Source organism: Mucilaginibacter koreensis (assembly GCF_054783355.1).
The window spans coordinates 2,760,463-2,786,901 of the sequence record NZ_BAAGQS010000001.1; the positions used below are offsets into that span (position 1 = coordinate 2,760,463).

The 26,439-nt window shown below is 45.1% G+C and carries 16 protein-coding genes; 8 read left to right on the top strand and 8 right to left on the bottom strand.

What is annotated here, in order from left to right; translation table 11 throughout:
- Positions 1–2: 2 nt before the first annotated feature.
- The 7 genes from ACYVNW_RS12520 to ACYVNW_RS12550 form a co-directional block, all read right to left on the bottom strand.
- Complete coding sequence (locus tag ACYVNW_RS12520; RefSeq protein ID WP_460680209.1) at positions 3–680, bottom strand: ABC transporter ATP-binding protein; 678 nt, start codon at positions 678–680, stop codon at positions 3–5.
- A gap of 155 nt (positions 681–835) precedes the next feature.
- A complete protein-coding gene (locus ACYVNW_RS12525) occupies positions 836–3,259 on the bottom strand; it encodes an ABC transporter permease (protein ID WP_460680210.1) in 2,424 nt (807 codons plus the stop codon).
- 36 nt (positions 3,260–3,295) lie between these two features.
- Positions 3,296–5,767 (bottom strand): FtsX-like permease family protein, encoded by a 2,472-nt coding sequence (locus ACYVNW_RS12530; RefSeq protein WP_460680211.1) that lies wholly within the window; start codon positions 5,765–5,767, stop codon positions 3,296–3,298.
- Positions 5,768–5,797: 30 nt separating this feature from the next.
- A complete protein-coding gene (locus tag ACYVNW_RS12535) occupies positions 5,798–8,230 on the bottom strand; it encodes an ABC transporter permease (protein ID WP_460680212.1) in 2,433 nt (810 codons plus the stop codon).
- A gap of 25 nt (positions 8,231–8,255) precedes the next feature.
- Positions 8,256–10,691: an ABC transporter permease gene (locus tag ACYVNW_RS12540; protein WP_460680213.1), complete on the bottom strand. Its 2,436-nt coding sequence runs from the start codon at positions 10,689–10,691 to the stop codon at positions 8,256–8,258.
- A gap of 126 nt (positions 10,692–10,817) precedes the next feature.
- Positions 10,818–11,495: an ABC transporter ATP-binding protein gene (locus ACYVNW_RS12545; protein WP_460680214.1), complete on the bottom strand. Its 678-nt coding sequence runs from the start codon at positions 11,493–11,495 to the stop codon at positions 10,818–10,820.
- Between the two features lie 112 nt (positions 11,496–11,607).
- Entirely contained in the window at positions 11,608–12,861 is a 1,254-nt protein-coding gene (locus ACYVNW_RS12550) for an efflux RND transporter periplasmic adaptor subunit (protein ID WP_460680215.1), read from the bottom strand.
- Between the two features lie 330 nt (positions 12,862–13,191).
- Between ACYVNW_RS12550 and ACYVNW_RS12555 the strand changes: the two genes are divergently transcribed.
- The 8 genes from ACYVNW_RS12555 (at position 13,192) to ACYVNW_RS12590 (ending at position 23,931) form a co-directional block, all read left to right on the top strand.
- The gene (locus tag ACYVNW_RS12555) at positions 13,192–14,547 is read left to right on the top strand and encodes a sigma-54-dependent transcriptional regulator (RefSeq protein ID WP_460680216.1); all 1,356 of its coding nucleotides are present in this window, start codon (positions 13,192–13,194) and stop codon (positions 14,545–14,547) included.
- The gene (locus tag ACYVNW_RS12560) at positions 14,537–15,883 is read left to right on the top strand and encodes a sensor histidine kinase (protein ID WP_460680217.1); all 1,347 of its coding nucleotides are present in this window, start codon (positions 14,537–14,539) and stop codon (positions 15,881–15,883) included. The genes ACYVNW_RS12555 and ACYVNW_RS12560 overlap by 11 nt, the downstream gene beginning before the upstream one ends.
- Before the next feature lie 162 nt (positions 15,884–16,045).
- The gene (locus tag ACYVNW_RS12565; protein WP_460680218.1) at positions 16,046–18,499 is read left to right on the top strand and encodes an ABC transporter permease; all 2,454 of its coding nucleotides are present in this window, start codon (positions 16,046–16,048) and stop codon (positions 18,497–18,499) included.
- A gap of 196 nt (positions 18,500–18,695) precedes the next feature.
- On the top strand, positions 18,696–19,883 hold the full coding sequence (locus ACYVNW_RS12570; RefSeq protein ID WP_460680219.1) for a Gfo/Idh/MocA family protein: 1,188 nt from the start codon (positions 18,696–18,698) through the stop codon (positions 19,881–19,883).
- Positions 19,883–20,578: a 6-phosphogluconolactonase gene (locus ACYVNW_RS12575; protein ID WP_460680220.1), complete on the top strand. Its 696-nt coding sequence runs from the start codon at positions 19,883–19,885 to the stop codon at positions 20,576–20,578. Before ACYVNW_RS12570 ends, ACYVNW_RS12575 begins: the two co-directional genes overlap by 1 nt.
- A gap of 19 nt (positions 20,579–20,597) precedes the next feature.
- The gene (locus tag ACYVNW_RS12580) at positions 20,598–21,455 is read left to right on the top strand and encodes a sugar phosphate isomerase/epimerase family protein (RefSeq protein WP_460680221.1); all 858 of its coding nucleotides are present in this window, start codon (positions 20,598–20,600) and stop codon (positions 21,453–21,455) included.
- The gene (locus ACYVNW_RS12585) at positions 21,456–22,415 is read left to right on the top strand and encodes an N-acetylglucosamine kinase (RefSeq protein ID WP_460680222.1); all 960 of its coding nucleotides are present in this window, start codon (positions 21,456–21,458) and stop codon (positions 22,413–22,415) included. It abuts the gene before it with no gap.
- A 115-nt stretch (positions 22,416–22,530) separates the two neighbouring features.
- A complete protein-coding gene (locus tag ACYVNW_RS12590) occupies positions 22,531–23,931 on the top strand; it encodes a glycoside hydrolase family 30 protein (RefSeq protein WP_460680223.1) in 1,401 nt (466 codons plus the stop codon).
- A 66-nt stretch (positions 23,932–23,997) separates the two neighbouring features.
- On the opposite strand, the gene pbpC is transcribed toward ACYVNW_RS12590, so the two are convergent.
- Positions 23,998–26,400 carry a penicillin-binding protein 1C gene (gene pbpC / locus ACYVNW_RS12595; RefSeq protein ID WP_460680224.1) on the bottom strand — a complete coding sequence of 801 codons (2,403 nt, stop codon included), beginning with the start codon at positions 26,398–26,400 and terminating at the stop codon, positions 23,998–24,000.
- Positions 26,401–26,439 lie beyond the last annotated feature (39 nt).

The following is a 26,439-nucleotide window of genomic DNA, read 5'->3' on the forward strand; positions in this document are numbered from 1 at the left end:
AATCAGGCGTTGGCAGTTGAACTGATTTTGCCATCCAGCAGATGAATAATGCGAGAGCCGTATTCTGCGTTTTTTTCGGAGTGAGTAACCTGGATGATTGTTACCTTTTCCTCTTTGTTTAACCTGCTGAACAGCTGCATAATTTCATCGCCTTGCTTGGAGTTGAGATTACCGGTAGGCTCATCGGCCAAAATCAGTTTAGGCTTGCTGATGAGCGCCCGCGCTATACCCACCAATTGCTGCTGCCCGCCCGAAAGCTGCGCCGGAAATAAATCTTTTTTTCCTACAATCTGAAAGCGGTCTAGCATATCGGCTACCATGGCTTTGCGCTCTGCTGATTTAATGTTCTGATAGATCAGCGGGGTTTCGATGTTTTCATACACCGTTAACTCATCTATCAAATGATAAGCCTGGAACACAAAGCCAATGTTGTCTTTATACAAAGCCGAGCGCTGCTTTTCTTTCAGCAGGTGCACGGCCTGGTCGGCAAAGTAGTAATAGCCTTCAGAGGGTTCATCCAGCATGCCAATAATATTGAGCAAAGTAGATTTACCCGAACCCGAAGGGCCCATGATGGATACAAATTCGCCGGCATCAATATCAAGGCTTACATCATTCAGGATAAAGGTTTTGTTGCCGCCGGCCTGGTAGTATTTAGAAACGTGTTGTAGTGATAACATTTACAAATTATATAAAGGTTTAACATTTACTCTACTATCAACCTCGTGCCACTTTTTTAGCACCTTGATTTACAGTTAATTAAAAACAAAATAGCAAATACGGGCGTTCGTATTTGCTACTTGGTTGTACGGTTATGATACAGTTAACAGATGCTTTATTCGCTGCGCAAACTTTTTATAGGGTTGGCTACTGCAGCTTTTATAGATTGAAAGCTGATAGTTAAGCACGCAATACCCACAGCACCTAAGCAAGCATATACCGGTATCCACCATTGCATGGATGCCCGGTAAGCAAAGTTTTGCAACCATTTGTGCATTACAAACCATGCCAGCGGCGTGGCTATCAGTAACGCAATAAATACCAGCTTTATAAAATCTTTTGATAGCATGGCTAAAATGGTAGCCATATTGGCGCCCAAAACTTTGCGTATGCTAATCTCCCTGGTACGCTGCTCAGCGGCATAGGCTGCCAAGCCAAATAACCCCAGGCAGGCAATAGCAATAGCCAGCGAAGTAAATACAATAAATAGTTTTCCTGTACGCTGCTCTGACCGGTAGGCAGCATCAAAATCCTGATCCATGAATGAATAAGTAAACTCCTGGCCGGGCGCCATTTCCTTCCATCTGCTTTCTATCTGATTGAGTATATTTTGCACATGCTGTGCCGATATGCGTACACTTAATGCACCTTTATCTTTACCCAATGTTAAAGCCAATGGGGTAATATTATCGCGGAGCGAATTAAAGTTAAAATCTTTGATGACACCAATTACGTGATATGGAATCACTTGATGGGTGTTAATGTTTAAAGGGTAATACAGCGTTTTACTAACAGGGTTTGCCATACCGAGCATCTTCACAGCAGCCTCATTCAAAATCACCCCTGTGGTGTCCGTTCCCATTGTTTTTGAGAAATTACGTCCTGCAATTACTTTCATGCCCAAGGTATTGATATAATCCTCGTCTACCGACCAAAACTGGGTCAGCAACGCGCTCTTGGCATCCAAAGTTGGATCTTGAAACAGCGGAAGGCTGTTCCGCATCAAATTGGTGGGCGTAAAGGCGGTGAGCGTAGCGCCGTTTACACCATTAATCGATTTAATTTCCTGTTTAAAAGCTTCCGCCTTATTGTTTAAAGCCGAAGTATTGTTAATAGTTAGTACCTGATTGCGGCTGTAACCTAAATCCTTCTGCTGTATATATTTAAGCTGATGATAGATAACCAAAGTACCATTAATCAAAAACACCGAGATAAAAAATTGGAATACCACCAAAAAGCTGCGTAACCCGCTGCTTTTAAACCCTGATGCCAGTTTGCCCTTAAGTACTGCCGCCGGCTGGAAACGCGATAAATAAAGGGCCGGATAAGAGCCCGCCAAACCACCAATCACCAATGTGGCTATTAACATTAAGGGCAACAACCATAGCAATGTGTTCGCGGTAATAATCAGCTCTTTACCTGCCATTTGATTAAATTGAGGCAGCAGCACCCAGGCCATAAAGCCGGCTATAACAGTAGCCACAGCCGTAATGAGTACTGATTCAAGTATAAATTGGGTAATGAGTGATGCCCTGCGGGAACCCAATACCTTACGTACCCCTACCTCGCGGGCCCGGTTAGCCGAGCGGGCGGTGCTCAGGTTCATGAAATTTACGCAGGCAATCAATAAGATGAATATGGCTACCAGTGAAAAAATGTATACGTATTGTATGTTTCCGTTGGCAGCAAGCTCTGCTCCTTTGTTTGATTGCAGGTGAATAGCTGTAAGTGGTATTAAATTTAGCCGCCAGTAATTACCGGCCTTGGTAAACGCATCATAATCCATGTGCACGGTAGCAGCAAGCTCGGTACCAACATTTTTCTTAATAAGGGCAGGAAACTTAGCTTGTAACTGGCTGGCCTGCTTACCCGGTTTCAGCAACACATAGGTATTAAAGTTATTACTCAGCCATGTAGGATCTCTGCTTTCATTTAACGAAGGCATGGAAAGAAAAAAATCGAAATTAAAATGCGACTGTTTAGGAATATCTCTAATTACCCCTGTAATTTTATATAAGGCAGTATCATTTAACAGAAATGACTGCCCTACTACATTGGTACGGTTAAAATATTTTTTTGCCGTGCTTTCGTTAATAACAACGGTATGCGGTGCCGTTAAAGCATTAACTGGACTACCACTTACCATAGGCAGCGTGAATACATTGAATATGCTGTTATCAGCATATACCATCCGGTCCTCCATCACATTCTGGCTGCCCTTACGCACCCTGTTTCCGCCTAAGTTGCGAAAACGGGCGGCGCTTTGCACTTCCGGAAAGTTGTTAACCAGCGCTGCAGCCAATGGCGGACTGTTAACTGCCATTGCATTTTGGTTCCCGTTAAATTTGATATCTACATCTACCCTGAAAACGCGGTCGGCATTCAGGTTATACTTGTCATAGCTAAATTCGTCAGCTACATAAAACAAGATGAGCAGGCAGGTGGCCAGCCCCAAAGCCAAACCTGCAATATTGATGATGGTAAAGCCTTTGTTTTTCAACAAGCTTCTTAAAGCACTATTTAAATAATTTTTAAGCATAATGTAAGTGATAAAGGTTGAGAGTAATATATAAAGCTACTCGCTCCGCAGGCTCTTTACCGGGTTGGCTGTAGCCGCTTTAACAGAATTAAGACTTACCGTAGCCAGCGCTGTTAGCAACATGCCCGCGCCACTGAGGGCAAATATCCACCAGCTTACCGGCGTGCGTACGGCAAAATCATGCATCCAGCGGTGCATAGCCCACCAGGCTGCCGGGCTGACCAGCACAAAAGCCAGCGCCACCAGCATCACCAGTTCGGATGATAGCATGGCTACAATTTGCGCCACCGTGGCGCCCAGCACTTTACGTACACCAATCTCTTTCGTACGCTGATTGGCCGTATAAACTGCCAACCCTAATAAGCCCAGGCAGCTGATGAATACAGATAAGCCCGTAGCCCAGGTAAGGAGCTTTGAAGTATGTTGCTCGCCTTGGTAAAACTGCGCTATAGCTTCATCGAAAAAGCTGTAATTAAACTCTTCGTCGGGATATAGGGCCTTCCAGTTGTGCTGCAACTGGCTGATGGCTTGCTTCCATTCATCGCCGCCTTCAGTTTGGGGCTTTAAAGCAATGTGTATAGTGCTGGCACCATATTTTTCGTCAGGAAAAATAGCAATGGGTTTTATGCCCTGATGGAGTGAGTGCTGGTAAAAATCGGCAGTGACGCCCACTATCTGTTTATAAATCTTCTTTCCTTTTTCATCAAAGCCATAATCAATAGCCTTACCCAAAGCTTGCTGAGGCGTTTTAAAACCTAACACCTTAGTATAAGTTTCGTTCACCAGCATACCCGATGAAGTATCGCTGATGGCTATGTTACGGCCGGCCAATAGGCGAATGTGATAAAGTTTAATGTAGTTTTCATCGCCGCTTTTGTACTCTAAGGTCATTTTCACTTCCTTCTTTCCATCGCGGTAAGTAGCATCGGTAGAATTCCAGTTGTTGGAAGATGGCACATCATCGCTCAAACTTGCCATAGCTACCTGCGGCAGGGCTTTAGCCTGGTTAAGTAACATCTTTTTATTCATCAGGTTCTTTTCCTGATAAGGCAACTTGATGGTAATAATTGCGTCTTTTTTAAAGCCCATGTCTTTATGCAATGCAAAGCTGATTTGTTTGCCTACAAGCAACGTAGCCATAATAAAAAACTGGGCGATTACGAACTGCGTAACGGTTAATGATTTGCGCAAAAACGAATTGCGGGTTTTAGAAGTACCGCTGTAAGCCTGGTTCTTTAAAACCGATACCGGCTTGTAACCCGACAAAATAAGCGCCGGATAAAAGCCTGACAGCAAACTTACCACCACTGCCAGCGCCAGTAAAAACAACAGTATGAGGGGTTGATGAAAAACGTTGGCACTAACTCCCGCAGGTACAAAATCGGTAAACAACTTCAGGATAAGCGGCGCTATACCCATGGCAATGAGGATAGCCAGCATTGTAATCAAAAAAGTTTCGCTCAGGTACTGCCCAATGAGTTCACGGCGTGTACTGCCCATAGTTTTACGGATACCGATCTCCTTAGCCCGCTGGGTGGATTGTGCTGTAGTGAGGTTGATATAGTTAATACAGCCTAACAGCAGTAAAAATGCCGCAATAGCCATCAGTCCATAAAGGGTGGTAATGTTGGCGGTAGGCGTGTTATATACAGCATACTTTGCGTTAAAATGGATGTCGCTTAAAGGTTGCAGGCGCAGGGTTTGGGTATTGCCTTTATCCTCTGGTCTGAGTGGCTTATGCGCCTTCAGCACCTTGTTCAGCTGCGCTTCTACGTTTTGTGGCGTAGCACCGGGGGCAAGCTTCAGGTACAACTGCGAATTTGAACCCGTACCGCCCCAGTTTTCCAGGCGCCGCTTTAAATTTGGAATGCTGTTGATGGTGGAGTGAGAAATAAAATCATGAAAGATCAAATCAGTGTTTTCTGAAAAATCCTTTACAATTCCGCTTACCTCTGCTCTTACCGAATCATCCCGGTAAAACAGTTTTTGACCAATCATCTGACTGGCAGAAAGCTTAGGGAAATACTTTTGCGCTTGTGACAGCGTAAGTACTACCTGATTAGGCTTTTGCAGTGATGTTTTAGCAGAACCCGCCAGCCATTGGTATTTAAACAGATTGAAATACCGCTGATCAGCAAAGATCAGGTCATTTTGGTGTTTAAAAGTAGCCGGTGCTTTGCTACCGTTATCCGTCACCACATTAGAACTCCAGGTCATGAAATGGGCAGATTGCTGCAGGCCGCTTACTTCAGTTTTCACGGCCTCGCCTAATGGGGCAGTTACACCACCATTATTATTTACCTCGCCCGAAAATGTAAAATCGGAAACTACCCTATAAATACGGTTGCCATCCGGATGAAATTTATCAAAGGAGAAACTGAAATGCACAATCAGGTAAATCACCAGCGCGGCGCTCACGCCTACCGAGAGGCCTGCCACATTAATCAGCGTAAACAGCTTATGTTTACCAAAGTGACGCAAAGCAGTTTTGATATAGTTCTTCAGCATGGTATTGATGGATTAGACAAGATTATTAAATTATTCGCTTCGTAAACTCCTCACCGGTGTAACCAGCGCCGCTTTTACCGCCTTGTAACCTACCGTAACCCAAGCAATCAGCATAGAGGCGGCAATGGCAACCACAAATATGCCGGCGCTCAAACCAATGCGGTAAGCAAAGCTTTGCAGCCAGGCCGACATTACGTACCAGGCCACCGGCATGGCAATTACAAACGAAAGCAAAATCAACAGCATAAATTCTTTTGAAAACAGGTATACAATGCTGGCTACCGAAGCGCCCAATACCTTGCGCACACCTACCTCCTTGGTTTTTTGCAGCGTCATGAAAGAAACCAGCCCGTACAAACCCAGGCAGGAAATAAAAATGGCAATACCGGCAAATACTTTATATACCAAAGCCAGCTGGTTTTCCTGCTGATAAAATTGCGCTATGCTTTCATCTAAAAAGCCGCCATTGTAGGCATATTCAGGATAATTACGTTCCCATATCGCTTTAATTTCGGCCACAGTTTGTATCAGGTTACCGGTATTGAGGCGAACTGCCAGTTGTGATTCATACCCCTTGTATGAGCCCATGAGTATCGGCCTGATTTCTTCGCGTAGCGAGTTAGTTTTATAATCTTTGATAACGCCTACAATAGGTACCCAGGCGCTGCGTGCGCCCAACCTTACATCTTTACCAATGGCGTCCTGCGGGCGTTTTATTCCCAGTTTGCGAATAAAAGTTTCATTTACCACAATGGCCTGCATGGTATCGGATGCAGCGTAGCCATGACCAGCCAAAAATTGAAATTTGAACGTTTTAAAATAGTCAGCATCTGCATATTTCAGGTTGGTATTATAACCCTCGCCTTCACCGTTGTGATTGTAGTAGATATTTTGTACCCAGTTATTTTCTGAAGATGGTGCATCAGAGGTAAAAGAAACAGAAGTAACTTTAGGATTAGCCAGCAGTTGCTGCTTCACGGTAGCCATTTTTTGCAGGCTGATACTATCGGTATAACCCGGAATCATGAGCACGGCGCTTTTATTGAAACCTAAATCGGCATTATTCACATAGTTCATCTGCCTGATGGCAACGATGGTACCGATAATCAATACCTGCGAAATGGTAAACTGCGCAATCACCAATACTCGGCGCAGCGGAATACCCCCTACTGATGCAGCATTGATTTTATTTTTGAGCGCCAGCACCGGCTTAAAGCCCGAAAGCGTAAGTGCCGGATAAACGCCTGATAACAGGATAATAATTAAAGTGACGATGAATAAAAATGCTACGGTATTGATACTAAACAACCCAATATCATCGGGCACGCTGGCTATGTTCTTTAAGTAAGGCAAGGCCAGTTTAGCTACAACAATAGCCAGTACCACACTCAATACCACAATTAACGTAGTTTCGCCCAACACCTGACCAATCAACTGCAAGCGACTGCTGCCTAATACCTTGCGCACGCCTACTTCTTTTGACCGCCCTACCGACTGCGCAGTAGAAAGGTTAATAAAGTTGATGGAAGCCATTACAATAATCAGCATGGCTATGAACGATAGGGTACGAAGGGTAGCCATGCTGGTTTGATGATCGCCGATGGTGTTGCCAAAGCGGGTATCGAAATGCATAGCCGCCAGTGGCTGCACAAAATGCACATGCTTACGGCCCTGACCGGTTACATTATTTTCATGATACTTATCAGAGAAGGCCTTTAACCGCGCATCTATCTTTTGCTGCGAAGCGCCCTCCGGGAATAGCATATAAATCTGGTGATTACTGCTGTTGCTGTGCCAGTCGTAATTATAATTGTATTCATTAGGGTGCTGCTTCCAGGTCAGATAAGATACCGCTACTTTCACCTGGAAATCTGAGTTTGAGGGCGCATCGGCTAATATACCTGCAACTTTTAGGTTCAGGGTGTTATCCATTTTAATGGTTTTGCCCATGGCTTGCTGCCAGTCGCCAAAATACTTGGTGGCGGTACTCTGGTCAATTACCACCATATCGGGCTGCTTAAGTACCGAGGCACTGCCGGCCAGCCATTTAAATTTAAACAGTTCAAAAAACTGTGGCTGCATAAAAAACACGCCGAAGGGTTCAATAATCTTTTTATCGGCGGCAGCATTGCCACCCGGCGCCGCAATAGTAAACTGGCTGCCGTAGCTGGTATTTAAAGCCGCTACTTTAGCTTCCGGAAACTCCAGCCGCAAGGCATCTACAGCCGGGGTGGGTACGCCGGGAGTATAGTTTAAGTTATCCTCGCCCGAAGACAAGGTAACCACGTGGTAAAGATTATGGTAATTAGGCTGATCTTTATCAAAGCTCAATTCAAAATTTACCACCACAAAAATGAGCAGGCATGAGGCAATACCGGCAGTTAAACCGGCAATATTGATAATAGCGTAACTCTTGTGTCTTAACAAGTTGCGCCAGGCTATTTTGAAGTAATTTTTAAGCATAATGTATTTTTATTGTGAAAAGAATCTATTCGCTGCGCAAGCTCTTAACCGGGTTTATCAGTGCAGCCTTTACCGAACGCGCTCCAATAGTCAATAAAGCAATCCCTGTGGTAATCAGGGCTGCTGAAGCAAAAACCCACCATTGTATATCAATGCGGTATGCAAAATTTTGAAGCCAGCCCTGCATCAGGTACCAAGCTAACGGCGAGGCAATTAATATACCGATGGCTACAGGTTTCAGAAAATCTGCTGATAGCATCAGGGTGATGCGCGTTACCGTAGCGCCCAGCACTTTACGAACGCCGATCTCCTTGGTACGTTGCTGTGCTACATAAGACGCCATGCCTAATAAGCCAAGGCAGGCAATAAAAATAGCCACCAGCGCTGATGACATGAACAGTTTACCCATGCGCTGCTCATTTTGGTATTGCTGGTCGAATAAATTATCTATAAAAACGTATTCGAAAGGCTCGCCCGGAAACAGCTTTTGGTAAATTTGCCGGATGTGCTGCATTTTGCTATAAATGTTGCCACCGGTTATCTTAACCGTGAAATAGCCGTCGGCCACTGAAGGCAAAAATAGCATGGGTTCAATGGCGGTATGTAATGATAAGTGATGGTAGTTTTTTACCACACCAATTACTTCGAAATCACCGCCCCATTTAATTTTTTGCCCTGCAATATTCTCTCCGGTTTTAAAGCCCAACTGTGCAGCAGCAGCTTCATTAATTAATACCTGCCTTGCGGCCGACCACCCAAGCTGTATTGCGGCAGCTGAAAAACCTGTACCCTGGGCCATCTTTATTTGATAAGCATTCAGATAATGATCATCCACAATCAACATGTGGTAGGCTTTTTTCTCGTCTCCGGGTTTTGGGTTAAGCCGGGTAATGCCGTTGGCAGAAAAATTATAACCCTGGCCAGGGATGTTGTTAGAGGCTGCATATTTTTCAACATAAGACAAATTCGAAAGCTCATTTTCAAATTGCTGTGAAGTTTGCTTATGCCCGCTATTTATAATAGCCGGCCCTGTAATGCTTACCAGCTGACTGGGGTTGAAACCTAATTGCTGGGTTTGCATAAAATGCAATTGCCGGTATAAAGTAATGGTAGCAATAATGAATAATACTGATACCGTAAATTGAAATACCATGAGTCCCTGGCGTAAAGAGATGCCACCTGCTTTTGCATCAGCTTTGCTGCGGAGCGCTTTAACAGGAGTAATTGAACTCAGAAACCAAGCCAGGTAACTGCCTGCCGCAAAGGTGCCGAGCCATACCAAAATTAGGCATCCCAGCCACATCCAGCCTGAAAACAGCAGGTTTAATGACAATGGTTTTCCGGTGAATGAATTATACAGCGGTTGCAATGCCCATACCAGTAATAAAGCAATACTTGTACTTATGGTAAGCAACAGGCCGGTTTCGGTAAACTGCAAGCCCATTACCTGCCATTTACCTGCCCCCAGTATTTTGCGCATGCCTACCTCTTTCGAGCGGCCTAACAATTGGGCCGTGGTAAGATTGGTGTAATTTACCCAAGCAATTACCAGCATAAGAAAAGCAATAACCACAAATGAAAATACCAGGGTAAAACTGCCGGTAGTGGGATAGTTGTAAGTAAAGCCGGGCGCCAGGTGTAAGTTGCGCATGGGCTGTAAACCTGCTTTTTCTTCCGGGTGCTCCGGCATCAACCGGTGAATTAAATTCGTAAGCTGAGCTGTCACCGCATCAGCACTAACATTGGGCTTTAACAACAAATAGATAAAGCTATAGCCTGAATCCATTCCTTTAGGATCGGCCCAATCATTACCGTTGCGTTGCGCCGGGTTATTCAGCGTACTGTATGCCAGCAACACATCAGCTTTAATGTCTGATTGCTGCGGCATATCCTGGTAAACAGCAGTTACAGTATAAGCTGTGTTACCGAATTGATTGTTGACCTGAAGCACTTGCCCGATGGCATTGGTATTGCCAAAATATTTATGTGCTGTGCTTTGTGATATAGCCATAGTAAATGGCTGATGCAAATCGGCCCGGCCGGCCACTACCGGAAAAGTAAATACTTTAAAAAAGTTACCATCTACATAAGTAACTGCGTTTTCACGAAAAGTATTTACCGTGGTATGCGTTGCCAGCTTATCAGGCAAGGTAACCGTACCGCTGCCCAAGCCCTCAACTATGCGCACTACCTCGGCTACTTCCGGCACGTTTTGTTGTATCATTAATCCTGCACCCGGGGCTAAATGATAATCGGCCTGCCCCTCACCATGAAATACAGAAGCACGGTATAAGTGATTATAGTTTTTATGAAACCTATTGCTGCCCCACTCAAATGCCACAAACTCCATAATCAGCAAAAACACGGCAGTGCCTATAGCAAGCCCTGCAATGTTAATCAAGGAAAAGCCTTTTTTATTCAGCATTCTTCTCCAGGCAATGGTAAAATAGTTTTTAAGCATAAGGTTGAATTTTAGGTGTTCCCTTAGCCCTGCCCCTGGTTAAAGGGCAGAGTGAACGGGCAAGCAACAACTGTATAAAGGTTTAAGAACTAAAAACTCAAGTATTGAAATGGTAAAGTCAAACACTTATACCATAATGTTTTCCATCACAGTTTGCCCGTCAAGCAGGCGGATAATACGGTGACTGTAGCGGGCATCGTGCTCCGAGTGGGTTACCATTACAATGGTGGTGCCCTGCTCGTTCAGGTCGGTTAATAACTCCATTACCTCGTTACCATTGCTGCTATCAAGGTTACCGGTAGGCTCATCGGCCAAAATCAGTTTGGGTTTATTAACCACAGCCCGGGCAATGGCCACACGCTGCTGCTGACCGCCCGATAACTGCTGCGGATAGTGGTTGCGGCGGTGCATGATCTGCATTTTTTGCAGCACCTCTTCTACACGGCTTTTACGGTCGGCAGCGGCTACGCCGGTATATATTAAGGGGAGTTCTACATTTTCATATACGGTCAGCTCATCAATCAGGTTGAAGCTTTGGAATACAAAACCGATGTTATGCTTGCGCAGATCGGCCCGTTTGCGCTCGTTAAAATGGGCTACTTCAATATCATTAAACATATAGCTGCCGCCGTCCGGGTCATCCAGCATACCCAGTATATTCAACAAGGTAGATTTACCACAGCCTGATGGCCCCATGATGGCCACAAACTCACCACGGTTCACTTCCATTGACAGCTTGTTGAGCGCTACCGTTTCTACCTCTTCGGTGCGGTAAAATTTTTCAAGTTCAGTTATCTTTATCATACACCTCCCCAACCCCTCCAAAGGAGGGGCTTTTTGTTTTAATTGTGATTATTTTTAAGTTACAGTTTGAATGAACGTCTTTGTCTTGATTCTTGGTTCTTGTTTCTTGACTCTATTTTTTCAGCACCAGCTCCTGCATATTATCATAGGTATCGTAGCTGGAAGTTACCACTTTGTCGCCTGGTTTTAAGCCCTGCATCACCTCATAGTAATCCGGGTTTTGGCGGCCTAATTGGATGTCGGTTTTATAAGCCGTTTTACCATCACTGCTCAGTTTGAATATCCAGTTACCACCGGTTTGCTGGTAAAAGCCACCTTTTGGCACCAGTACCGCACGGGTTTCATCGCTCAAAGCCAGCCTGATTTGCAGCGTTTGTCCGCGACGGATTCCATCGGGTACTTTGCCTGCAAATACCATATCTACTTGGAAGCGGCCGTTGGTTACCTGTGTAAATACTTTTTTAATTTTTAATTGGTAAACTTTATCGCCAATGGTGACTTCACCCATCAGGCCGTTATATACACGTGAAATGTAGTGCTCATCCACATCTACCCTCACTTTATACCCCGAGGTCACATCAATTTGGCCCAGGCGTTCGCCCTGATGTTTATTCTGGCCTACTTCGGCATCCATAGAGGTGAGTTGACCGTCAATAGGCGCTTTTACCGTTAAATCCTGCACTTTGCGGCGCATCAGCTCCAGCGTGCTTTTCATGTGGGTGTACTGCTCTGCAGCCTGGCGTTCTTGCTGACGGTTAGAGGCGGTATCCTGACTTAAAATTTGGGTAGTCAGTTTTTTGCGGCGCAACTGGTACTGGTACATGTTCTCGGCCGACTGGTATTCCTGCAAACCGATAGCTTTTTGGTCGTACAGCTTTTTATCAAGTTTATACACACGTTCAGCTTCCTTAAAAGCATTGTCTACATCAGCCATCTGATTTAGTTTGGCTACTGTATTTTGTTGCGCATTATTGTGCGATATCTGCATTTGGGTTTGGGCAGCATATACGGCAGTTTCCTGATTAGCCAGGTTCAATTCCTCATCGGTGTTGGAAAGCTTTAAAATGGGCTGACCTTTTTTCATCATGGCACCATCTTCTACATAAAGCTTCTCTACCCGGCCACCTTCAGTAGCATCGAGGTAAATGGTAGTTACCGGCATTACCACACCGTTTACCGGTATAAACTCCTGGAACGGACCTTTAGTCACTTCGCTTACCGTAATGCGCTCCATATCCACATTCAGCCGGCTTTTACCCGAAGTAAAATAAATACTGCCCGATACCAACAGCACTACTGCGGCTATACCCGTAATGGTCATTACCCGCTTGCTGTTCCATTTTTTCTTTTGTATTACCCTGTCCACAGAAATATAAATTTGCCTAAGCTATATACAAACCTGTGCCACAGTATAAGCTATTAATTTACAGCAACTTAAATAGCAACACCACTATATACTCGTTCGCTTCCAATACATTAGGTGTTCGTTTATGATACAGTGTTTGTCGCAACAACAAAAGAAAAGTAACTGGAATACAACACATTGAATAAGATGGCTATGAATTTGCCAATTTTGGTGAAAAATATGCCACCACACTGCATCAACTATAAATAGTGAACAATAATTTGCAGTAAGGCATAATTAATTTAAATTTATTCAGCCTGTACAACTTAAACATATACACGATATCAGCCCATGTTATTAAGAAAAGCCAGCATACTGATTGTTGATGACGATAACGACGTACTTACCGCAGTAAAGCTATTGCTGAAAACTGAAGTTGCCGAAATCACCACCGAAAAAAATCCTGAAAACTTGCACGCCATTTTACAGCGCAAGCACGTAGACCTCATTATGCTGGATATGAACTTTAACAGTTCTATTAATACCGGTAACGAGGGCCTGTACTGGCTGCGGAAGATCAAGGAATGGAAACCTTCGGTGTATGTGATTATGATTACCGCTTATGGAGATATTGACCTGGCAGTACGCTCATTAAAAGAAGGGGCCAATGATTTTATTGTAAAACCCTGGCATAATGATAAGCTGATTGACACGATACAAGATTTATTGGAGAAAACGGCGACGACTAAACCTAAAGTTGCGGGTAAAAGCAATGCAACAGGCGGCACACCACTACTGGGTGAGTCTGACATTATGCAGCAAATATTTTATAAAGTTGATAAAATTGCCCCTACTGATGCCAACATTTTGCTGCTGGGCGAAAACGGAACCGGTAAAGATTTAGTGGCCAAACTCATTCACGAACGCTCCATGCGGGCCAAACAACCCTTTGTTAAGGTAGATGTGGGCGCATTAACCGATACCCTGTTCGAAAGTGAATTATTCGGCCATAAAAAGGGGGCGTTTACCGATGCCCGCGAAGACCGTGCCGGCCGCTTTGAGGATGCGCAGGGCGGCACCTTGTTTTTAGATGAAATTGGCAACATCAGCCTGCAGCAACAGGCCAAATTATTAACAGTGCTGCAAAACCGGCAGGTAACCCGCTTGGGCACCAATAAACCGGTTGATATTAACATTCGCTTAATTTGTGCTACCAACTTACCCCTCACTGAACTGGCCAATGAAAACAAGTTCAGGAAAGATTTAATTTACCGCATCAACACCGTAGAGGTGAACCTACCACCACTGCGCAGACGCGATAATGATATCATTTTACTGGCTAACCATTTTGCCAAAATATATTCAGATAAATACCTGAAGCCTGCTGTTACCTTTGATGCTGCCGCACTGCAAAAACTGAAGCAATACCCTTTCCCAGGCAACGTGCGCGAACTGCAGTACGCCATTGAGCGCGCCGTTATTATGGCCGAGCAGCCGGTAATTAAAGCTGATGAATTAACTTTTTCTTCGCTCGAAATGGCAATGCCCGAACCGGCAGAGCAGGAAAACGTACCCTTAAGCACCATGGAGAAAAACGCCATTTTAAGGGTGATTGATAAAAATAACGGCAATATCACCAAAGCCGCCAAAGAGCTGGGCCTCACCCGTACCGCTTTATATCGCAGACTGAGCAAGTATGACATCTAAAAGGCACGAGTGGAAAATACTGCTTCATGTGGTATTACTGCTGGCTACTATGTTTATGATTAGCTGGCTAATTAATAAGCACTGGTATAATTTTTTATTGATAGCCATTCCGCTGGGCATATATCAGACTTCAAAGCTGATTACCATTCAAACACGTTTGCACCGGGAAGTTAATCAGTTTGTAGAGGCTTTGTATTACCGCGATTTTTCCCGGAATTTTAGCATTGCCCGCGCCCCGGCCGAATTGCGCAGCCTGCGCGATGGCTTTAATAAAATTACGGCCACCTTTAAAATGGTAAGCCACGAGCGCGAAACCCAATACCGCTATCTCGAAAAAGTACTGGAACTGGTAGATACCGGCATACTCTCCTACAACCAGGAAAGCGGCGAAATTTTATGGCTCAACGAGGCTTTTAAGAAGCTGACTGGTATTCCCTACCTCAAAAACATACAGAGTTTAGAGAAGCGCAACAAAAGCCTGTACCAGGAAATTATGGAACTGAGCGCTGGTAACAGCAAAGTGCTTACCATGCATCAACAGGCACAGCATTTAAAAATATTAATGAGCGCCAGCACACTCAAACAAAACGGTGCACAATATAAACTCATCGGTTTTCAGAATGTAAGCGAAACCATAGCCGAAACTGAATCAAAAGCCTGGCAGCGCCTGCTGAACGTAATGACACACGAGATTATGAACTCAGTAGCGCCCATCTCTTCACTGGCCGACACCCTCATGAACCGCCTGCAAAGCGACAGCATTACCACCTGCTTGCCTGCTGCTGAGCTGGACGACCTGGAACTGGGTATTAACACTATTAAAAGCCGCAGCGAAGGCTTGCTTAAGTTTACGGCCAGTTACCGCAACCTCAATAAAATCACCAAACTGGATTTGGAAAAGGTATTGGTGCGCGATTTATTTGAGAACCTCGATAGCCTGATGCAGCCCACGCTGGAAAAGAAAAACATTGAGCTGGACATTATTCTGCGCGATCCTACCATCAGCATCGAGGTAGATATCAGCTGGATGGAACAATTGCTCATTAACCTGCTCACCAATGCCATGGAGGCCGTAAAAGAACGAGAGGAACCAATGATCAGCCTTTCGGCCGAAGCCGCCGACAGCAAAATTATCCTGAAAGTAAGCGATAACGGCACTGGCATTCCCGAAGATTTGATTGACCAGGTCTTCATTCCCTTCTTTAGTACACGCAAAAACGGCAGCGGTATTGGCCTTAGCTTGTGCAAGCAAATTATGCTGCTGCATAAAGGCTCCATCCAAATACAATCTACTTACGGCAAGGGCACTACTTTTTTGCTGACTTTTCCGGTGTAAGCTGCTTCACAAGATATTATAAGTGTATTACTTACGCTCGTTAACTGTTCGGAAGCGAACATAAACACAAAGCGCTTACAACAAGCAATAAATTGATTATCAATATTTTAAATCCATGGCACGATTTGTTAGGATAATGTGGGAATAACTATAGCTATCACTATGTTTACCAATTACCTGACTACTATTTTTCGCAACCTGCTACGCAACAAAATCAGCACGCTTATCAATGTTACAGGCCTGGCTGTAAGTTTAGCCTGCTGCATTTTTGTGTATGCCTTTTTAAGGCACGAGAATAGTTTTGACAGCAACCAGCCCAACGCCAGCCGCACCTACCGCATGGTAGGCGATTTACAAACAGCACAAGGTACCGAACATCAGGGTTGGGTACATTTCCCGCTGGGTCAGGCACTTCGCAATGATTTTCCGCAGGTAGAGAACGTAACGCAGATATATGCAGAAGGTTCGGCTATTATAGCGGTTAACAAAACAGGCAACAAAAACTTGTTTGAACAAAAGGGTTTGGTATACGCCGATGAAAATTTTTTGAAAATGTTCCGCCACCCCTTGCTGGCCGGAACCTATAACCACCTGCTTACCCACCCTGATGAAGTGATACTAACCAAGACAGTGGCCGATAAAGTTTTCGGTGGGCGAGATAAAAATAATTATACCCGATTGTTAGATAAAACCATCACTGTAAATAAGAACACTTATCGTATTTCAGGGATAATGGATAACATCCCTGCAAATACCAATGTTCCATTTAAAGTTTTACTGCCCTACAGTGCTTTTCTAAACAGTCATCCGGGCATTGGGCACGATTGGAAAAGCCTTTGGGGCAGCAGTTTTGTTTTTATCACCTTACCGCAGGGCGCTGATGTCGCTGCAATAAACAAACAACTGGTTGCTTTTAAAAATAAGTATTTTGAGCCGGCAACTGCTAAAAAGTTTACTTACCATCTGCAACCGCTTAATGAGGTGCATACCAATGAAATGTACGAAGGTACCAGCTATGCTACACCTAAAGTACTGGTGATTGCATTTATCACCATGGGCATTATTGTACTGCTTACAGCCTGTATCAACTTTATTAACCTGGCTACTGCACAGGCAGTTAAAAGGGCTAAAGAAATTGGTATCCGCAAAACTTTAGGCAGCAGCCGTAGCGCGCTCATGATTCGCTTTATGAGCGAAACGTTTGTGCTGGTTTTGTTTGCTTCAACTATTGGCTTATTGCTGGCTAATTACGCGCTACATGCATTTAACAGTTACCTCATCAATATCATCGACCTGGGTTTAAGTATCGATTATACAGTAATATATTTCCTGGCGGCTATTATTGTGCTCACCAGTGTATTGGCAGGTTATTATCCTGCTAAAATCATGTCGGGGTATCAACCGGTTCAAGCCCTGAAGAATACTCTTTCATCTACCAAATCCGGTTTTGCCAGTAAATTTTCGTTACGTAAGATACTGGTGGTTACCCAATTTACCATATCGCAGTTGCTGATCATCGGCACCCTTGTTATTGCCAGCCAGATGCAGTATTTTCAAAAAATGGATTTGGGGTACCGCAAAAGCGGGATGATGGTACTGGATGTTCCTGAAAATAATTCGCAGCAGTTAGAAGTGATGAGAAATCAACTTTTAAAGCTACCCGCCGTTCAGGATGTTTCTTTTAGCTCCACGCCACCTACTTCCAACGTACAATCTACAGTGGAATTCAGTCCTATTTCTGGCGCTACGTCTGAAAAAATGAGTATGGAGCGCAAGCATGTAGACGACCATTACATTCCGGTTTACCATATTAAACTAATGGCCGGTCGCAACTTGCAGCCATCTGATAAGCTGATGCCAAAAGATACCAGCGGCCGTTATAATGCTTTAGTTAACCAAAAGGCCTTACAGGCTTTGGGTATAAAAGATCCGCAGCAAGCCATCGGTCAAACTATAATGATCAACCAAAAAGAAAAAGCTACTATAATTGGTGTAACAGCTGATTTCTTTAACGTACCTGTAAAGCATGAGGTAACGCCATGCATGCTGTTTTATTCAACCGGCTGGGTAGGTATAGCTAATGTGCAATTTAAAACCAGTCAAACGGTAAGTAAATCAACATTAAACGCTGTTCAGCAAATATGGCAGCAAACTTTTCCCGACCATGTTTTTAAAGGATATAATATTGATACTTTTCTGAAGCATCAGGCTTTTTATGTAATTGAGGATGTAATGTACCAAGCCTTTAAAATATTTGTAGCTCTGTCTGTATTCATTGGTTGTTTGGGTCTTTACGGACTTATTTCTTACCTGGCATTGCAGCGGCAGAAAGAAATCGGCATACGCAAGGTACTGGGCTCATCAGTAAACAGCATTGTATTAATGTTTTCAAAAGAGTTTGCGTGGCTGGTATTCTTTGGTTTCATGATTGCCGCCCCGCTGGCCTACTTGGCTATGAGTACATGGCTGGAAAGTTTTGCGCACCGCATTGCATTGAGTCCGGCTTATTTCGCAGGGGCATTTTTTATTTCTTTGATTATTGCAGGCTTTACCATCAGCTTTCAAATGCTAAATGCCGCTTTGGCCAACCCAATCAGAAGTTTAAAGGCAGAATAAATAGTCTATTAAGCATATCCTCTAAATTCCCCCTGCCTGTTTAAGTCAATCAATTTAAACAAGCAGGGGCTTTTTGTTGATGCATTTTTAATAAATCAGTCTCAATTCACTGATAATTATCTATCTTGGTTAAAGCTAAGGGCCGTGCCCGAATGCTGCATTTAACCCAATTATAACCTTCTTTATTAAGTACCTTATGAAAATTGCCATGTTAGGCTCCGGCTTTATTGCGCGCTTTTATGCCGATTCTTTATCCGGCCAGCGCCGTAAAGACACCTTATTCACTGTTTACTCCCGCAGCGAGGAACGCGCCCAAAAATTTGCCGCCGACTACAAACTGCCGCACTACACCACCAGTATGGAAGAGGCCATTAACCACCCGGAGGTGGATGTGGTAATTATATCATTATCGAACGATTTACACTTGCCTGCGGTAGAAGCCTGTGCCAAAGCCGGCAAACATGTACTATGCACCAAGCCGCTGGGCCGTACCGGTGCCGAAGCCAAGCAGATGATGGAACTGGTGGAAAAAGCTGGCATCATGGGTGGTTACCTGGAGGATTTATGCTATACTCCCAAGTTTTTAAAATCATTGGACATTGTACAATCAGGTGGTTTAGGCCGCATCTTGTGGACTAAATCACGCGAGACGCACCCCGGCCCACACAGCGATTGGTTTTGGAACAAGGAGCAGTCAGGCGGTGGGGCCATTGTAGATTTGGGTTGTCACTGTATTGAAATTGGCCGGAATTTCATCGGCAAAAACATTAAACCGGTAGAAGTGATGTGCTGGGCAGCCACCCAAGTACACCCTATTGATGCTGAAGATAATGCGGTAGGCATGGTAAAATATGCAAACGGTGCTATCGGGCAGTTTGAAGTGAGCTGGTGCTTCAGGGGCGGTATGGATTTGCGCGATGAAGTGATGGGCACAGAAGGTACTATTTGGGTCAACAACTTTTTACGTACCGGCTTCGAGGTATTCAGCACCGGCAAAGGCGGGTATGTGGCCGAGAAAGCCGAAAGCAATACCGGCTGGCTGTTCCCGGTGGGCGACGAAGCACACGAGTTGGGTTACAGCCACATGTTTACCAATATGTTTGAGTGTATTGAGAATGGTTCGCAGCCCGCCGAAACTTTTTATGATGGCTACGTGGTAAACGCCATTATTGATGCGGCTTATGTATCAGCCAAATCGGGCCGGTGGGAACCGGTACAATTAGAAGAATGGCGTGGTGATACTGATACTTCTTATGCTACGCAATACAGCAGCTATGATGAGCAGTACTATCTGATTAAAGAAGAAGTGTTGCCCAACGGCGAAAAGAAGCTGTTATTAAAAGATAAAACCACCGGCGAAGTGGTAAGGCGGGATTTGAACTAATGCAGATCATCAAATTTGACACACCGGAAGCCTTAAACAAAGCTGCTGCGGATTTTATGGTAAACACTATTAAAGAAAATCCGCAAGCTTTATTATGCCCGGCTACCGGCAACTCACCTACAGGTGCTTACCGGCAACTGGTGCAGCAAAAAGAAAAACTTGATACCAGTCAGATAAAAGTAGTTAAGTTGGACGAATGGGCAGGTCTGCCCATGAACCATACCGGCTCGTGCGAGTATTACCTGCAAAAAGAGCTATTACAACCACTGGGCCTACCGGCCGAAAATTACATGGCTTTTAACAGTGAATCCGATCAGCCCGACGCAGAATGCGAAAGGATACAAAAATATTTAAACACACAGGGCCCTGTTGATTTATGCATATTAGGCTTAGGCCTGAACGGGCATATTGCCTTTAATGACCCGGCTGAAACATTACAACCAGATGTACACCTGGCCAGGCTTTCGGAGGCCTCGCTGGCACACCCTATGGTGCAGGATGTAGCCGGCCTAACCCACGGATATACATTGGGCATGGCTGATATATTAAAATCAAAAAACATACTACTAATAGTAAACGGCAGGCATAAGCACAATATCTTTCAGCAGTTAATGAAGAAAGAAATTGGCACTCAACTGCCGGCTTCGCTATTATGGCTGCATGCCCATGCCTACTGTTATTATTGTGAAGATTAACGCCTGAAACTTAAACGCTATGAATAGAAGAACCTTTATCCAACAAAGCAGCTTGCTCACTTTAGCTGCCCCGATTAGCAAGCTTTTACCTGCAGTTCAATTGAAATCATTTGGCATTCAATTGTATATGGTAAAAGAAGATATGGAGAAAGATCCATTAGGCACTTTGAAGCAATTGGGCCGTATGGGATATAGTTATATAGAAAGTTATGGCGGCAATAAAGGTCCGTTTTGGGGCATGGGTAATCAGCAGTTTAAAAGTACAGCGGCTGATTATGGACTGACTTTAGTTTCTACCCATTATAATGAAGAAGATATGCCTTTCGAAAAGCTGGCTGAACAGGCCGCAGCTATTGGCATGAAGTATTTGATTTGCCCCTGGAAAGGTCCGCAAAAATCTATTGATGCTTTTAAACGCTTTGCCGATGATTTTAACCGCCACGGTGAAATTTGCAAACAGCACGGCTTACGCTACGGCTATCATCCGCATGATTATCCTTACAAACGTATAGACGGGCAATTGCCTATTGATGTGTTATTAGCCAACACGGATAAAAATTTGGTTTATTATCAAATGGACTTTTATTACACCGTAACCGAAGGGCAAAACCCTGAAAGCTACCTGAAAAAGCACAAGGGCCGCTTTACCTCATGCCATATGCGCGATGTATTGAAGCAGCGCCTGCCTGCTGGCAGCAAAGATGAATCCGCCTGTGATTTGGGGCAGGGCGCTATCAATTATCCGCATTTGCTCAATGTAGCTGCTGCCAATGGTATGGAATATTATTTTGCCGAGCAATCGCGCTTTTACCAGGAAACACCGCTGCAAAGCGCCAGAGTTAATGCCGATTATTTAAAGCAGATGAAATTAGCTTAAATGCAGGAGCAACTCATCATTGGTGTTGACGGCGGCGCTACCAAAACACACATGGCGGTAGCCAATACAGCAGGCGAAATACTGGCCGTACATGAAGCCGGAGGTACTTATTATGTGCTGCATGATGCCTTGGAGCAGATGACAGCCCTGTTAAAGCCGGTAAGTAACCAGCATCTCAAAGTTGCTGTATTTACGGTTGCCGGATGGGATTTTGAGTCTGACCAGCGTCAACAGCAGGCCCTTATAGAACAAGCCCTGGCTTTAAACAGCATCACGGTAGAAAAAGCCATTTATGAGAATGACATCTATGCCACATTGAAATCAGCCAAAGGCATAGCCGACCCCTGTATAGTGATTGCCTGCGGAACCGGAATTATGGGCTTGGCTACAAACGGTGAAAAGTACTATAAAATGCCCGGTTACGAATACTTATCGGGTGAATGGGGCTCGGGCATCCATCAGGCTGAATATGCCATACATCTGGCATGTGCCTCATTATTAGGGCGTGAAGAGGAATATCCCATCCTCATTCAAAAAGCTTTGACTTATTATGAAGCTGAGGATATGGATTCATTGGCTTACAACATTGTCAACCGATTTGCCACCAACCGGCAACGCGGTTACTTTTTAGGCCCTGTATATGAGGCTTATCACGAAGGTTGCCCCGGTGCGGCCCGTGTGGTGCACCGCGCCGGCCACGAACTGGCGCGTACCGTATGGTGCCTGCTTAAAAAAGTTGAAGCCACCCAGGCTAACCTGATATTTAGCGGTGGCGTAACTAAAAATTTCGGCTTACCGCCTAATTTTAAAGATGAGTTATTCCGGCTTACCCAACAGCAGTTCAATTACTTCCAGGTTCACAACGCACCTGTATATGGAGCCTTGTTGTGGGCACTTCAAGAAGCTGGGGCACCTGTAAATGCTGTAGAAAAGCACTTGGTTTGTTCTTCAATGGCATAGTCAATCTTGTTATGCAGGGGTAGTCTTTCCATCAACATTATTACGCCTGCCAGCTAAGTATTTTTGTCAGGATAGTTTCCTACTCCCTATATTCGCCTGTTATAATATATCTATCATGAGATTTAAAAAATTTTGCTTCACCTCACTGTTGATGCTTGGCGGATTTACTGCTGCCTTAGCCCAGTCAAAAGTAGACAGCTGGCTAACCACAGCCGATGAATCTAAACTTTTTCAGCACCAGGCAACAGCCTTGGCATTTAAAGCAGGCGCAGGCAGCAGCAATCCTACCATTGAGGTAAACGAAGCCGAAAGCTTTCAGCCCATTGATGGCTTTGGGTTCACCCTTACCGGCGGCAGCGCACAGTTGCTGATGCAAATGACACCTGCCCGCCGTACCGAAGTACTGAAAGAACTGTTTGCCACCAACAACGAAAATATCGGTATCAGTTACCTGCGTGTATCAGTAGGCGCATCTGATTTAAATGCTTTCGTTTTCACTTATGATGACTTGCCTGCCGGGCAAACTGATTTGCCTTTAGCTAAATTCGACTTAAATCAGGATAAGAAAGATGTAGTACCGGTATTGAAAGAAATACTGAAGATTAACCCTAAAATTAAAATTTTAGGCTCACCCTGGACGGCCCCTGTATGGATGAAAACCAACGGTGATACCCGTGGCGGCAGCCTGAAACCTGAATACGGCGATGTATATGCCCGCTACCTGGTGAAATACATTCAGGCCATGAAGGCACAGGGTATTCGTATTGACGCTATTACTGTGCAAAATGAGCCATTACATGCCGGCAACAACCCCAGCATGTATATGCCGGCACCTGAACAGGGCGAGTTTGTGAAAAAACATTTAGGCCCTAACTTTAAAAAAGCCGGACTTGATACCAAAATTATCATTTACGATCACAATGCCGATAAACCCGAATATCCGATCAGCATTTTAAATGACCCGGAAGCAGCTAAATATATTGATGGTTCAGCCTTCCACTTATACGGTGGTAAAATTGATGCCTTAACAGAAGTGCACAATGCCCACCCTGACAAAAACCTGTATTTCACTGAGCAGTGGATGGGTGCCCCTGCCAAGTTCAGAGATTTCAGGCAGCACATTAAAGATTTAACCATTGGTGCTACCCGCAACTGGAGCCGTACCGTACTGGAATGGAACCTGGCCGGCGATCCGCAAAACAACCCGCACACCGACCGCGGTGGCTGTGACCGCTGCCTGGGCGGTATCACCATTGATAAAGACAATATTACCCGTAACCCGGCTTACTATGTAGCTGCACACTCGGCTAAGTTTGTGCGCCCCGGCTCGGTTCGTATCGCTACCAATTACTCGGATGCCTTACCTAACGTGGCCTTTAAAACGCCTGATGGCAAAAAAGTATTGATTGTAATCAACAGCAGTGAAACCGCACAAAACTTCAATATTAAGTATAAAGGTAAATCACTAAGCACTTCGCTCGAAAGCGGTGCGGTAAGCACCTATGTATGGAAGTAAACACCAGTTTGATACCAAAACAACAAAGGCTTGCCCGTAAAAGGCAAGCCTTTGTTGTTTGCAGCTTTACTTCTTATCTAATATCAAAAAGTTTACGCTGGTGGTATTGCCTTCGCCATCTACCAATGTAAGCTTATGCTTGCCGGGGGCTGGGTTGAGGGCCAACTGGTGGTAATCGCGGGTAACACCCGCATACTGATCATCCAAATGCCAGAATATTTTTGAGCCGGGTTGCCGGTGCGCTACAGTACAAATCATGCGGCTGCGCTGCCCGTCGGCCTGTATGGGTATGTATATTTTCGCGCCCTCTTTAGGATAGATGATTTCCATAGGCTGAATACGTTCAGCGGGCTGGCAATCTGCCCTGAAGGGTGGCAATACCTGGTATTGGTAATTTTTGGTTTTGTAATAATATTCCATGGCCGGGGGCAGCACAAACCAGTTTTTGTTCACTAGTTGGTCTGGCGGTACACAATCCAGGTTTACCTGCCATTGTCCGCTTTTATCTAAATGCACCAATTGGTGGTAAGGGCATACCGGCGATTTCAATCCACCTGCAGGCATCCATTGCTCTTTTACATCCGTACAGTAATCACCTGCCCGGAAACCGCTTTGGGCGCATACTTTGATTTTCACCATATCACTTACCGGCATTTCAAACCAATCGCGGGTAAGGGGCAGCTGCCTGAAAATTTCGAACATAGCCGGGGCAGCCGTATTGATACCCGTTAAATCAGGCCGCCCTTCGCCGGTGGTATTACCTACCCAAACGCCTACAACGTACCGGGGAGTAATCCCAATGGCCCACCCATCCCGAAAGCCGAAGCTGGTACCGGTTTTCCAGGCCACGCGCTGGGTAGAGCTGAACTGTTGCCACAACACTTCTTCACCGGGCCGCATTACTTCTTCCATGGCTTCTAAAGTATAATAGATGGAACCGGCATCCAACAAGCCGTTCTTTTCCAACTGTGGCTTTTCGGCTTTTGTTAAAGTATATACCGGTGCATGATAATCGGCTACAGTGTATTTGCCATTGTAAGTACGATAATGGTTAAGCACCCGTGCCATATCGGCGTAAGTACCTGCTAACTCCCATAAAGTGTTTTCGCCGCCGCCCAAAATGAGCGATAGTCCATAATAATCGGCCGGCTGTTTTAAGGTGCTGATGCCGGCCTGCTTCAAAAAATCATAAAAGCGCTCATACTTGTATTTTTGCAGCATTTTCACCGCGGGCACATTCAGTGAGCGCGATAAAGCTTTGGAGGCTTGTACCGCACCATCATAACCCAAATCAAAGTTTTCGGGGTGATAACCGGCAATTTGGGTAGGAATATCAGGCACCAAACTGTTAGGCAGTAAAAGTCCATCGTGCAGCATAGCCGCATATAATAAAGGTTTAAGCGTGCTACCGGGGCTGCGCGGCGCACCAATTACATCCACGCTGCTTTCCAACTGCGCATCTTCGGGGTGATAAACGTTACCGGCGTAAGCTAGTGTGGCGCCGGTTTCCACGTCCAATACAATAGCGGCAATGTTGTTTACATGATTCGCTTTCAGTACCGTATGATGCCGCTCCACAATCTCGTTCACCTGCTGCTGTAATTGCGCCTTTAAAGTAGTAGTGATGCGGGTGCTACCCTCCTGGTGCAGGGTTTGGTAATCGGCTTTAAAGCGTTCCAGCAAATGGGGCGCAATTTGCGGCAAGGGCACCGGCTTATCGGGCATAGGTTCCAGTTTGGAGAGATAAGCCGTACTACTATCTATCACACCTTCATGCTGCAATTTATCCAGCAACAGGTTACGCTTTTGCAATAACACCTTCCGGTTTTTGCCGGGATGCACTAACGATGGTGAATTGGGCAACACAGCCATAGCAGCCATTTCACCCCAGGAAAGCTTATCGGGGCTGCGCCCGAAGTAGCGCCATGAAGCAGCATCCAACCCCACCACATTACTGCCGAAAGGTGCATTACTGGTATATAAGGCTAATATTTCGGCTTTGCTGTAAGTAAGTTCGAGCCGAAAGGCCATTACCATTTCCAGCAGCTTGTTCCAAAATGTACGGCGATGGCGGGTAGCCAGGCGCACCACCTGCATGGTTAAAGTACTACCGCCACTCGTAACATGTCCGGCACGTAGATTTTGCCGGATGGCCCGCCCGAAAGCCAGTGCATCTACCCCCCAGTGGTGCTCGAAGCGTTTATCTTCAAAAGTGATGATGCACTGCTTGAATTTTTCGGGCACCACCGTGTCATACGGAAAACGCCATTGCCCGTCGGCTGCAATGGCGGCACCCAACAACTGACCCTTTTCATCATCAATTACAAAAGAGGTAGGACTATTAAACAGGCGCTTAGGCAGGCAGAGCCAAAAGAGCAGGAAAACCCCACCCAACCCTCCCCAAAGGAGAGGGCTTTTAAATAGCTTGCGTTTGGTAAGCCATGATGGAAGTTGAAAAATGCTTGCCATAAAAGATCTGTCATTGCGAGGAACGAAGCAATCTCGTAG